Origin of the sequence: Halopseudomonas sp. (assembly GCF_036960865.1) — a bacterium.
Classification (GTDB): domain Bacteria; phylum Pseudomonadota; class Gammaproteobacteria; order Pseudomonadales; family Pseudomonadaceae; genus Halopseudomonas.
On record NZ_JBALWE010000001.1, the window covers coordinates 240,361 to 252,882 of the forward strand.

Here is a 12,522-nt window from a genome sequence, read left to right on the forward strand (position 1 = left end):
AATTCCTTTCTGAGCTGCCTGTGCGGCAGTGAAGCAGGCGCAGCGCGTGAGCCAGGGCATTGTCGATTTCTGAGCTGCCTGTGCGGCAGTGAAGGACCACCCCTCAGCGCCCTATAGGATGCTGAGTTTCTGAGCTGCCTGTGCGGCAGTGAAGTACCCTGACTTTCATCAAATGCCGCGCCATTATTTCTGAGCTGCCTGTGCGGCAGTGAAGTCCAGCTGCGTGACCTACTGGGCCTGACCACGTTTCTGAGCTGCCTGTGCGGCAGTGAAGATCTGGTCGAAGCCGCTATGCGCCAATGTGATTTTCTGAGCTGCCTGTGCGGCAGTGAAGAATATTAAGCGCCGGCTGTGCCGAAGTATTGTTTTCTGAGCTGCCTGTGCGGCAGTGAAGGCCGCCGGTGACGCAACGCTGGCAATCGAGGCTTTCTGAGCTGCCTGTGCGGCAGTGAAGGGGTTTTACAGGCGGAGGCACTGTATCTCTGCTTTCTGAGCTGCCTGTGCGGCAGTGAAGGCTTTCCCCGGCAGTACCAGTGATCTGCAGATTTTCTGAGCTGCCTGTGCGGCAGTGAAGTCACTGCTCTGCGTGCAGAGGCGGCCACCAGTTTTCTGAGCTGCCTGTGCGGCAGTGAAGTAGCGATACTCGCATATAAGATACTGATTTTTAAAGAGCATCACCAATAACTTAGCGTTTCTCCCTTTTCCGGGTGAAATCGCCAAGCTATTGATTTATAAAGAGTTTCTGAGCGCCTCGAAAAAAGGGTCAGAACCAGGGCACGGTAGCCGTGCTGCTGAGGCCGTAGCTATTGAAGTCACCCGGCTGTTGCTGAGCTACCGGGCGTTGCTGAATAAACAGCAGAAACTGCTGATCAGAGCTGCTGCTCTTTATTCGCAGGTAGGGCAACGCCAGGCGACGCTCTGCTTCATCGGGGATCTGATGCACCACCGCCTCCTCGTCGACATCCGGATGACGCTTCAAATAGCGTCGACGCAACCGCTCAGCGCTGGATTTACTCTGAACGCGACGTACTTGGCAGTGCCCGGCGGCGTCAGGAACGGATGAAATAACCCCGATATCCAGGTGGTCGCGCATCCCTTGCAACCACTGTTGGGCCATATGCGTATCCAGCCGCACGGCGGAGCCATGCAACCGCATGACGTCTCCGAGGTGCGATGGCGCCGCACCTGGGAAGCTGATACCAATATCCGTCGTACGCTGGGCAACCAGTGCACGATGCAGTTTGGCAAACAGGGCGTTCATAAGGATAGGCGCTGGAAACTCCGGGTCGGGCAACAGCCGTATATCCAGGTAATGGTCCATGACTCAATCCTTGTCCGATGCGCCAAACACCCCGCCGCGAATCAGGGTAGCCATCACATAATGCTGATCCCCCTCCCCTGGCACCTGCCCTTTGAGTACCCAGCTATCCAGCAGGTTGTAAAAGTCGGCCTTCTGTTTCGGCTGGCGGTAAGCACGCCCCTCCGAGGTAACCGAGCCATAGGGCTCAACGGCAATAGGCCCGATGCTGCCTTCTTCTGCCGGATACCAGGTGTCTATTGTGCGCAGGGCATTGCCCACCTTCTGGCTGTGCATACCAGCTACATTATCGATTACATACAGGGTCTTACTTTTGCCCTTGCCCCTGTCAAGGATCAGCTCCTGTGATGGGTAGACTTCCTGCGCATCGCCCATGCGTGCATAGGCTTGCACGTCCAGCAGTGCGTAACCATCTGGCGAGGCCAGCCCCGCCTCAATGACTGCAGACATTGCAGCCAAATCCTTGCTGTCGTTACCACCAAAATCACGTAGCGAAAAGTCGTGCGCGCTGAATGTCCAGCTGGTTACCGCCTTGCCCTGCTCCAGATGACTTACCCGCACCTCAACAGCTTCCGCTCCCACGCGGTTGCGCCAGAGAAAGCGCCCATTGGCGATATTGCAGGCAAAGCGTTTGGACAACTCGCTGAAACCGTGAGACTGGCTGTAGCCATTCACTACCGCCAGCAACGCCGCCTGATAATCCGCGTTATTACAGGCGGAGGGCGTGCCTGCGCCGCCCAGCACCCGCAGGGTGAAACGTGCGCGCAGAGTGTCCGAGTCTGCCGGCAAGGTGGCAACATCGACCGTCTGCAGGTTGGGCGATTGAATCTGCGCATCCAGCTTGGCCGGGTCTTGGGCGTTTGCCTTTAAACGATTGGAAATGGTGCCGCGTACGGACTTCTCGCGCACGCTGACGGCCGGCCACTGGGCGCCGTTGTCGCGATCATCCCAGCGGCCCGCGCTAAACAGGGCGTCGGACGGGTCCAGCTTACGTTCAAATGCCAGTACGGATGCGGTTTTGAGTTCACTCTTGGCCATGTCACATGCTCCTTATGCTATGCCTTCGGCGGCATCGGTCAGATAGTCGGTGTAGCGATTGGTACAGCGATAGATTCCGCTTTGCGGGTCGGCATCGTGATGCCACAACAGTTGTTCAAGACAGGTAAGGCGGTGTGGGCTGACCCACTCACCCATGCTGTACAGGCTTTCTACAAAGCGGACGGGCGTTTCTGTATCCCGGCTGTTGAGCACTTTGCCGGGCGCGTGCAGCTCGGACAGGCCTGCATAGCCAATAGGCAAAGGCACCAGCCAGCCTTCGCGGCGGCGGATTTGCCATTCGGTAGTGCCATTTGGCTCTGGCTCGGCGCTGGGTTCCACATTCAGGCGCGACAGATCCAGCAGTGCGTCCAGCGCCGTAGCTTGGGGCTGGACTTCACGCAGCTGGTGCAGAGCTTGCGTCAACCGATCCTCGCGCAATGCGAGTGCAAAACCAGGCAACCAGTAGCGGCGCAAGCGCCTGAACAGCTCATGGCGATCAGTCTCGGCTGATGGCCACTCCTCCAGCCGGGGCGCAAAACGCGGACCGGGCCGCTGCGGCAGCAGACTACCGCCGGCCAGTCGCATCGACAGTACCGCTCGGTTTATACGCGCCAGCACGGCGGAACGGTCATCCTCTGGGATCCAGTCGGCCAGAGCGATAACCAGGGTAACCTCAAGATGCGCTTTTCCTTCCTCAACCAGCGACGCAGTGGCACCGTCCTTATCGACTGGATTACGCGTCAGGCAGAATGCATACGTGTAATTACCCGCTGCGCGGTACACCTGCGGTTCAAACCGGTGACAGATGATGCCCACGCCAGCAAAACCGCCGGGCAGCTCAGCTATCAACCTACGCTCAAGTGCATGGGCAAAGCCGGTGAACGCCGTCGGCGCCGGAAAGCCCCAGGTCAGCGGCCCCGACACAGCGTTAGCTGCCTGTACCTGCAAACGCGGCAATACCAACAAGCTATTGATCTCAGTCATGGCGCAACTCCCTGTGCAGCATAGTCAGCTCCCGGTCCAGCAGACGACGCCATTCCAGGGCCTCGTTCTCACCGACCGACAACCCATTGCCCGCATCGAACAGGCGAGCATTAAACCAGTTGGCAAAACGGCGAGTTATATGATCTTGCCAATCCGTCTGCTGATAACGCACGGCAAACTCCTCATCCAGCAGGCTGCGCTGCGGGTCCAGCCAGCATTGCTCTTCCACGCTCAGGCGGCAGTCCGGCTCAGCCGACCAGCCCGGCGGCAAGCTCCACAGCTGCGCCGCGTATTGCAGCAGCGCATCAAACACCGCCTGCACACGCCGTGCGCGCCCCTCGCGAACCGCTTTGTTATTGACGTTTTTGACGCGCTGCAGATAACTGCGCAAGTTATCCATGGCCTCCCGCACCGAGCGCTGGCTGGCAAAGCCCCGAACAAAAATGCTCTCGGCCTGCAGCGGCGGCCTTACCTCGGGTGACCGCCAGGATGGCGGCACCGACGGCAGAAGATGATTCTCGCCGTAGCGCTCACTGTTCAGCTGGCTAATATTCTGCGGCTTGGTACCGCCAAACTTCTGTACCGCCACATTGGGATATTCGTGATAACCGTGGGGGTGTGCGGCCTTGTTACGCGCGGCCTCACGGGCAGCCTTGGCCTGATCTGAAAAGCGATACTCCCGCACTTCTGTCCATACTGCGTTAACCAGTGAGCTGGGAAACAACGGCAGCAACAAATGGTATTGACCATCCGCTAGGGGCCAATAAAGCTGCTTGGCCAGCGTGTGCGAGGTCGGTTTGCCCTTGGCTTCAACCAGCCCGGCAAAGGCCCCCATCCATTCGTCAGCCTTGCTGGCATCTGCAGACAATGCCTCGCGCAGCGACGGATGCTGCTCCAGCGCCAATGCCAACAAAGTGTGGCCAGCCACCTCAACTCGAAGAAACTTGTATACATCCAGCGCGGCGGCGTTACCCACCACATCCGGCGCCAGCGCCTCTCCCAACACATGAGTGCCCACAAAAGCGTCACCCGCCTGCGAATTGCCAGCGCTATAAAGGTTGGTACCTCTGGCATCGGGGTGAATGTACTTGATCGCGTGGGTAACCTGCTGAATCTGCCCCACCCGCCGCGCAGCTTCCGCCAACCAGACCTCTGGCTCATGCGCAGCCTGCAATCGCTCACGTTCGTCGCGTTGATCAGCCTTGAGTTTGTCGAGCTTGGCTTGCAGGCGGGTTTGGATAAACTCCCCTATCGCTCGCCTTACGTCCGGCACGCTGACGGTGCTACTCGCCTCTTCCATGCACATCACTCCCTGCGTTGCTAAATACGTCGGTTAAAGCCCAGTACCGGGTTACAGGTCCATCCGTTCTCACACCCCTTCGCTGGCAAGTCTAGCCAGCCATAACGACGAGCTGCCTGCTCTGGAAACATGTCCAATTGCTCAGCTAGCCGTTCCAGTTCTGCCAAGTAATCTGTCACACCCCAGGCACTAACACCTTGCGCCAGCTCAAGGCTGATATCGGTCTTCAGGTTGTCTACCGCCACCAACTGCCCGTCCCTATCCAGCCTATGCAACACCGGCCGCTCGTCGTCGGGCAGGAGCACATAACGCTGACGTCCTTTGGGGTCAAAACGGAAAGGCTGTTGCCGCTGTAGCACCGAAGTAAGTGGGGCTGCGGTGCGCCACCACAGGCTGGCTGGCACCACTTTGAGCGGGGAGCCTTCCGCGGCTCCCTGCACCCATTGCCGAGTAACCTCATGTTCCAGGTCGACCAGATTGCCACTGGGATCTGCATTCTCTCGCTGCTGAATACGGGCGCGCGCGTCGATGTGCTGCCACTGCGCATCACTGAGCAGCTCACTCAGCAGATGACTACGCAAACGAAACTCGCGGCTTTCAAATCCGGGGCGGCAAAATGCTTCAACGGCCAAGCCGCTGCGCAAATGCTTAAGATTGGTATCCAGCAGATGAAGGTTCGGCGAGGCGACGGTGCCAGGACGATGGCGGCGTATACGCCCGGCCAGCTGAATGATTGAACGCATGGAAGATGGCTCGACGATGCCCCAGTCATAATCATGATCCCGACCCACCTCAGCAACAGGCGTCGCCAAGACCACCAGCACCTGATTGCCCTCGGTGTGCCCATCCAGCAGCGACCTGACCGGCTCGGATTGCCACCAGGTATCCGGGCTATGCCGGGCCAGCATCGCGTCCAACTGCCCTTCGATGGCCGAGCGGATCAGCAGCGGGTGTTGTGAGTGGTAGACGCATAGATGCAGGCGGCTGTCCGCCACTGACGGCAGAGCGCAGATTGCCTGCGCGACGCTAACCAGCGGCTGAATATTGGCCATGCGTATCAGGCCGATACTTAGCCGCTTGCCGCTCAGCGGATCAGTCAGAGCATGCGCCCTGTGCAGCTCGCTAACCTGCTGACGCAGATGGGAGGCAAAGGCACTATAAAGCTCCGCTTCCGGCAACCCCTGATGAATATGGAGCGGCGTGATAAGTGCCTTACGACGGTCATCGTCGGTCTGTTTACCCTCCAGCTTGCGCAGACGCTGGGCTACAAAGTCCTGATGCTGCGATAAAAAGCTAGCCGCGTCGGGATGCTCACCGGCCATCGGGGCAAACTCATCAAACCAGGCGCAGCACACGGAGAGCGGCCGGCCGGGCTGTCCGCGATTGTCCTGAAAGTGCCGTCTGCCAGCCAGATAAGCATCAAACAACCCTTGAATCAGGGCCGGTGGCAACGTGGCTGACGAGAGCAACACCCTGCTGCCGAGCATGCCGGCCCAATTTACCAGCCGCGTCAGCGCCGGAAGGTCTTCCAACCCAAAATCATCTGGCTCATCCAACACCAGATCAGACGTCATTAGCCGCAACATCGGCGCGATCTGCCGCCCGCCACGTACGCCTTCAGTCGCTGGCATCAGGTGGTCAATAGTGCAGGCCAGCACAGGGGCGTGCAGCAGCCGCTGGGTTGCCGGGCTTTCCGCCAACCAGCGACTTAGGGGCCCATCCACTAAACTGCCTTCAAAGTGCACATGCTGCCACTCAGGCAGCAGCGGTGCGGCCGATTCAGAGCCATTTCTAAGCTTGTGTTCGTACAGCTCACGCACCGCCGCGCCACCCACCATGACAGCCAGGTCCTGATCGCCCAGCCCTAAGCGTTCCCGATAGGCCTGCCCGGTCTGCAATGTCAAAGTGCGTAGTCCCAGCGCGATACTGAAACGGGCACCCCGTACGGGATTGGCAAGCGCATACATAATGCGCCCGTTCGCCAGCGTCTTGCCGCAGCCCGTGGACGCCATGTTGACGCCGAAAAAACCCTGCTCCGCACTTTTGCGCTGCAGCCCCTCTGCCAGGTCAAAGGCTTTGTCTTGCCAAGCGAAGCGCCTATCGGCACTGCGTTGGCGAAACCCCTTGTGGCGCGCAATGCTGGGCAGGCTTTCGGTCAGCTGCGGCAGGCTACGCAGAATGCGGCTGGCATTCACTTCCACCCCAATCAGGTGCTCGTCCAGCCGCTGTTTGAGCGCATGCGTTTGCCGGTCCGTGTTGGCATAAAGGGCAAAGTCCGCATCACCGTAGCGCGCATGACTGGGCTGGCCCGAATAGTAATGATCGGCCAGCATCAAGGTCAGCCTCGCGCAGTGCATAGCATAGGCGTTGCCACACCAATCGACGCCCAGCAACCCGGCGCGTCTCAGCATCTGGCCGGCCAACTTGCGCGCATGGTCGCACCAGTGGCGACTGTCGAACGGCAGGCCGGCCTTGAGATTCCAGCATTTTTTTAAGTCTGCGGTGCTTACGCCGGTCCGCTCACCGCACCAGCTCTTGGCGATGGCATCAGGCAAGACCTTGATGTGGTTGTAGTTGAACGGGTCCCCTGAAGCAGGCATACGGTGGTGGCTGACAATCAACCAACCGATGGCTTTGGCGAGTGGCGGTAAACCGGCGAAAGGGCCGCGATGCACCTCCAATCCGTCACACTTCAGCAGTTTGAGGCAGGCCTTGGTTGCCTTGCCATCGACAACAGCAAGCCGCTGTAGCCACTCATCGTCGCTCTGTCCAGCAACAAAGGCCTCAAATAAACGCAGGGATATCCACTCATGGCGGTAGGGGTCGGCAATCGCCAGGTTGTTACGCAACTTGTTCTGAAACGCCAGCACTGCCTTGCCAAAGTCGTGGAATAACGCGGCGATGCAGACCAGCAAACGAATATCTTCTGCGCTGTGCCAATCGTCTTCATCAGCGGCGCGCAACACGTCGCGATGGGTCATATTGGTTGGCGTAGCGCCATGGCTGTTGAACTGCCGAGCGTCGCCTACAATCCAAAGCAGCTCGCTATGGTCCTTGCCGCGAATCCAGTGGCAGGCAACCGCCGTGTTCTTGCGCGCGGTTTTGCGCAGTAGCTTATGCAGCGTCTGCAAACCCGCCAGAGTGATGGGCGTCTGCCAAGTGCGCTCGCCCCGGCGCTCAGCAAACTGATCCAGAATACGGCGCGTCTCGGTCAAGGCGCGCTTGCTGCACTGGGAAACCAGCAACACATTCATTGGCCGGCTACTCCCAAGGCGTCCGCGACCGCCTTGATCGAGTCGATCATAAAATCGAGGGATTCACTGCGGGTCAGACTCTCGATGCAGGCTTGACGAAACTCCTGCTCGTCATCACCCCGCATGGCGGAGATAAATGCCTGTGGAAGAATGCTCGCATCCTTCACTAGATCGGCCACATCAAACACCAGTCCGCCACGACGCGTCTTGCCGTGCAGCACTGACAAACCATGGGGCACACCCAGCACCCACGTTGCGGTAGCAGCCAAGCCATAGGCCAGATAATTGCCGTGATCGAGAAAACGGTTAGCGGGGTCGCCACCCGAGCCACGCTTGGCACGAGTGAAGTCGCCATAACCTGTCGTATCTACCGCCAGCTTGAACAGTGCTTTCGTCAGTCGCGCCTCTTCGGTCAACAGCATGGTGTTATCACCGGCCTCCTCGTTGCGGGCAGCAGCTTCCTTGAGCAGATGTTTGAGCCGTTCGGCAGGCACCTTGAAGCCGGCCTCTTCAAAAGCTCTATTGTTCAACCAGGTTCGCTCAATGCGCTGCAACCGCAGCTGTTGAAAGAACTTGGCTGCTGCCAGGCGCTGCGCATCGTCAAACCAGAACCGCACCCAGGCCTGCAGGTACTGGTAGGCCGATATTCACTCTGTGGCGAGAGCCAGGCCACCTCCACGTCTACCTCGTTGGCGCTGAACAAAGGAGTGCCGCCGCCCCCGCAGAACCCGACCAACACGCCCGCTTTGGCCAGCTCACGCATCGCCGCCTGAGTGATAGAGGTGCCTGTACCGAGCAGCACCGTTGTGGTGTTGGCAATTGGAATATTCCAGTACAGCGACTGCTTACCCTCGTCAGTCACGTACTCGACACGGCCGCCTTTTACCAGCACGCGACAATGCTGCAGGTAATAAATATTGGCGCGTTTGGAATGCAGGATAGTCTTCAGATCAGACGGAGAAAAATCATCCATGACGGCGCATCATCCCTATGCACGTTTCTTTTTAGTACCCCAGCAACTGACTTGAGCGTAGCGGACCAAACGAAGCCGTGCATTGTTTCTTAACGGCTGATCACAGCCTATCACGGGAAAATGATACTGAGTGATGTGAGCCATCTATCAACCGATATCAAATCGAATTCTACCACTCGGATAAACGGCCTAGCCCACAGATAGCGCTTGCCGAAGCAACTCAAAAAACCGCGCAAAAAATTGGGAATTTAGGGCTCAGATCATCAGCCCTTCGACCAAAAATGTACAACATCTTAATGGGACCAACATGGAGGGCGTTCAAACGGAGCGATCATCCCTGGCATCTTTCAACAGTAGCTGCTGGCTGTATTCGGTAAAATCGCTCAAGTGCCGCGTAATCACCGACACAACAATCGGTAGTTGCAGCGTCTGGTAGTCGTGTACGGCAATATTGCGGAAGCCGACCATGTTTTGCAGCGGCGTTATCAACTGTGTATCAATCCAGCGAGCTTTACCCAACAGCGCAAACACATCACGCGAGCTTTGCGGCACCCCCAATCCTTCGCGGCGAATCAAATGCTGCCCCATATCCAGGGCAGCTTCGCAGGCACGCTGGATATTCAGGATGGCGGCGTCCTGTCGAGTGTGATCTTCAATAAAGCTGTCTGGGCCTTTCTCGTATTCTTCACGCGCGCGTGCGACGCAACGCTCGATGGTGGCGGCTTTGTTGATCAGTACATCATCGGCCATAAACGGTCCCTGTGCGGCTAACGTCTTCAAGCACGCCAGCGCGTGCTTCATCCAGGTCAGTTTTCTCGCTCAATATAAAGCTTTCGTAGAGAGCAGCACCGCTATCGCGCTCCCACAAGCGCTCACCTGTGGTCACTATTCTGTATTGCATGACAGTGGATGCCGCGCGCAGGTCGAGCAGGTCTACATGACAACCGGCGATATCGGCAAGCTGGCCTGCCAGCGTCCAAAGCCCAACCGCATCTGGCGGCGTGTCAGCAAGAATCGCCAGGTCCAGATCGCTTTCCGGGCCGGCTTGCCCGCTAGCCTGGCTACCGAACAGGTAGACGGCGGATAGGCTGGGTACAGTATTGCGCAACAGCTTGAGGATGGCTTGGAAGTTCATGTTGGCTATCTGCGGTTTTGTATTGTTGCACCATACAACTGAATGGCTTTGGCTGCTACGGAGTTTGGGGCGGGTATGTAAGTACGATGCGGTTGTCACGCATATTAATAGGCACAGGTTAGAGGAGGCGCTGTGCATACTGAGAGCCCGAGAGGGATTATCCGGCGCGTAGCGCCTCACCCCTTCGGGCTGGGCCGGCACACCGGCCGTCGGCATGAATGCCGACGTTCTTCGCCTGCTGCGCAGGCTCGTCGAACCGTGAGGGTTCTCGTCCGCCTTTCCCCTGGACAAAGAAAAAGGCCCCAGCTTTCGCTGGGGCCCTTTTCTTTGTCTGGCGGAGAGAGAGGGATTCGAACCCTCGATACGGATTAACGTATACACACTTTCCAGGCGTGCTCCTTCAGCCACTCGGACACCTCTCCGGAACCGCTATGCGGCTTGGCGGCTGGGCGTGACCCGGCTACCAAGGCGCGCTAATTTACAGAACAAGCCGGAGTTTGGCAAACGCTTTTTCGGCTTTGTGCCATGCTGCTTGAGTTCTGAATGCAAGACTCGTCAGTCAGCATTAAGTTGATAAACTGCGGGTTTCCCCCGGCCGGCGCTGCCGCCTGACTTTGATATAGAGGACTGCCTCATGAGTGACCTGGTTTCCTATCGTTTTGCCGACGGCATCGCCCACTTGAGCATGGACAATGGCAAGGTCAATGCCGTGTCGCCAGACATGGTGGTGGCGTTGAACGCGGCGCTGGATCAAGCCGAGAAAGATCGCGCCGTGGTGGTGCTGAGCGGCAAGCCGGGCATTCTGTCCGGCGGCTATGACTTGAAGGTAATGACCTCCAGCGCGGATGCAGCCAAGGCGCTGGTGGCCTCCGGTTCTACCCTGGCGCGACGGATGCTGTCGCACCCGTTCCCGATCATCACGGTGTGCACCGGCCATGCGGTGGCCAAGGGCGCCTTCCTGCTGCTGTCGTCTGACTATCGTCTGGGTGTTGAAGGCCCGTTCAAGATTGGTCTGAATGAGGTACAGATTGGCATGACCATGCACCATGTGGGCATTGAACTGGCCCGTGCGCGGCTCACGCCCAGCGCCTTCAACCGCTCGGTAATCAACGCCGAGATGTTTGATCCAGCCGATGCTGTGGATGCGGGCTTCCTCGACAAGGTGGTACCGGCCGAAGAGCTGGAAGCCGCTGCCATGGCGATGGCCAAGCAACTGGCCGGGCTGAACATGACCGCGCACCGCAATACCAAACTGAAGACGCGCAAGGCGCTGCTGGAGTTGCTGGATAGCTCCATCGAGCTGGACAAGCAGCACGCGCTGAGCTGAGCCCGCCGCTGTAATACCGCGAATCGATTGCGCCGTGCTCTGCACGGCGTTTTTGCATTAGGCTGTTGACTGCCATCCGCGGAGAAGCTGTTTTGGACTCAGTCACCCAGATCGTACTCGGCGCCTCGATTCAGGGTGCCATGCTCGGCCGTTGGCAGGGCCGCAAGGCTCTCGTCTACGGCGGCCTGCTGGCGACCCTGCCGGATATGGACGTGTTGCTGGACTATGGCGACGCCGTAGCCGACATGACCTATCACCGCGGTTTCAGCCATTCCTTGTTTGTGCTGGCAGCGCTGGCGACGGCCATGGCGTTACTCATCCGCAGGTTCGGTCCACCAGCCGCCTACAGCGGTCGACGATTATGGCTGACCTTGCTACTGGTACTTTGCACTCATCCGCTGCTCGACAGCTTCACCAGTTACGGAACCCAATTGCTCTGGCCTCTGGATACGCCGCCGGTGGCCATCTCCAGCATTTTTATCATCGATCCGCTGTACACACTGCCACTACTGGCGGCGATGCTGGTGGGCCTGTGCCTAGGCCTGCGACGCAGCGGCTTACGCTGGCAGTATACCGGCCTGGCACTCAGCAGTGTGTATCTGGCCAGCAGCCTGGGCGGCAAATGGATGGCCGAATCGCAGCTGCAGCAGGCCCTGCAAGAGCGGGGTATTGAGGCGCAAAGCACCTTCAGCTCCCCTACCCCCTTCAATACGCTGCTGTGGCGGGTGGTGGCCATCGACGGTGACCAGTATTACGAAGGCCTGGTCAGTTGGCTCGATAGCGGCCCGCCGCAGCTGGTCGCGCTGCCGCGGCAGGCCAGTGCCGCTGATGCGGTCTTGGCCGGCTCGACCCAATACGAGCGCCTGCGCTGGTTTACCGGTGACCGCCTGCGTTTTGATCTGATCGACCAGCAGTGGGTGGCCACCGACCTGCGACTCGGCATGACCGGTTATCACCCCTTCCGCTTCGCACTGGCGGAACAAGCGCCCGGCAGCGCAAAACCCCGGGTGATCGAGCATACCCAACTCTGGCCGACGCCACCCGCCGACCTGTCCAGCCTGCGGGCCTTGGGTGCACGCGCGCTGGACACTCACTATGCTATATCCCTGAGCGACCTGGCGGCGCCATTGTCACGTCCGCCCCATCAACAACCGTGATGCTACAACCATCGCGCTTTGGGGCCGGTTCTTTGC

Annotated in this window: 9 protein-coding genes, 1 tRNA gene, 1 pseudogene and 1 CRISPR repeat array (1 of these 12 only partly in view); of the genes and pseudogenes, 2 read left to right on the forward strand and 9 right to left on the reverse strand. The window is 58.8% G+C overall.

Annotated features, from left to right (window positions below; all coding sequences use genetic code 11):
- Positions 1 to 634: a CRISPR direct-repeat array (repeat unit 28 nt; unit sequence TTTCTGAGCTGCCTGTGCGGCAGTGAAG) (it extends 1,314 nt beyond the left edge of the window).
- 129 nt (positions 635 to 763) lie between these two features.
- The 9 genes and pseudogenes from cas6f to V7747_RS01095 form a co-directional block, all read right to left on the reverse strand.
- On the reverse strand, positions 764 to 1,321 hold the full coding sequence (gene cas6f / locus V7747_RS01050; protein WP_335614207.1) for a type I-F CRISPR-associated endoribonuclease Cas6/Csy4: 558 nt from the start codon (positions 1,319 to 1,321) through the stop codon (positions 764 to 766).
- A 3-nt stretch (positions 1,322 to 1,324) separates the two neighbouring features.
- A complete protein-coding gene (csy3, locus tag V7747_RS01055) occupies positions 1,325 to 2,356 on the reverse strand; it encodes a type I-F CRISPR-associated protein Csy3 (RefSeq protein WP_335614208.1) in 1,032 nt (343 codons plus the stop codon).
- 12 nt (positions 2,357 to 2,368) lie between these two features.
- Positions 2,369 to 3,340, reverse strand: a complete 972-nt coding sequence (gene csy2 / locus V7747_RS01060) for a type I-F CRISPR-associated protein Csy2 (RefSeq protein ID WP_335614209.1) — start codon at positions 3,338 to 3,340, stop codon at positions 2,369 to 2,371.
- Complete coding sequence (gene csy1 / locus V7747_RS01065) at positions 3,333 to 4,640, reverse strand: type I-F CRISPR-associated protein Csy1 (RefSeq protein WP_335614210.1); 1,308 nt, start codon at positions 4,638 to 4,640, stop codon at positions 3,333 to 3,335. The genes csy2 and csy1 overlap by 8 nt, the downstream gene beginning before the upstream one ends.
- A 20-nt stretch (positions 4,641 to 4,660) precedes the next feature.
- A complete protein-coding gene (gene cas3f / locus V7747_RS01070; protein WP_335614211.1) occupies positions 4,661 to 7,894 on the reverse strand; it encodes a type I-F CRISPR-associated helicase Cas3f in 3,234 nt (1,077 codons plus the stop codon).
- A pseudogene (cas1f, locus tag V7747_RS18595) lies at positions 7,891 to 8,867 on the reverse strand (type I-F CRISPR-associated endonuclease Cas1f). Before cas1f ends, cas3f begins: the two are co-directional and overlap by 4 nt.
- Before the next feature lie 318 nt (positions 8,868 to 9,185).
- Positions 9,186 to 9,617, reverse strand: coding sequence for a type VII toxin-antitoxin system HepT family RNase toxin (hepT, locus tag V7747_RS01085; RefSeq protein WP_335614214.1), 432 nt, complete (start codon positions 9,615 to 9,617; stop codon positions 9,186 to 9,188).
- A complete protein-coding gene (gene mntA / locus V7747_RS01090) occupies positions 9,607 to 10,002 on the reverse strand; it encodes a type VII toxin-antitoxin system MntA family adenylyltransferase antitoxin (protein ID WP_335614215.1) in 396 nt (131 codons plus the stop codon). Before mntA ends, hepT begins: the two co-directional genes overlap by 11 nt.
- 332 nt (positions 10,003 to 10,334) lie before the next feature.
- Positions 10,335 to 10,424, reverse strand: a tRNA-Ser gene (locus V7747_RS01095).
- A gap of 212 nt (positions 10,425 to 10,636) precedes the next feature.
- Here V7747_RS01095 and V7747_RS01100 point away from each other — a divergent pair.
- The gene (locus V7747_RS01100; RefSeq protein ID WP_335614216.1) at positions 10,637 to 11,329 is read left to right on the forward strand and encodes a crotonase/enoyl-CoA hydratase family protein; all 693 of its coding nucleotides are present in this window, start codon (positions 10,637 to 10,639) and stop codon (positions 11,327 to 11,329) included.
- Positions 11,330 to 11,421: 92 nt separating this feature from the next.
- Entirely contained in the window at positions 11,422 to 12,486 is a 1,065-nt protein-coding gene (locus V7747_RS01105; RefSeq protein WP_335614217.1) for a metal-dependent hydrolase, read from the forward strand.
- The last annotated feature ends 36 nt before the right edge of the window (positions 12,487 to 12,522 follow it).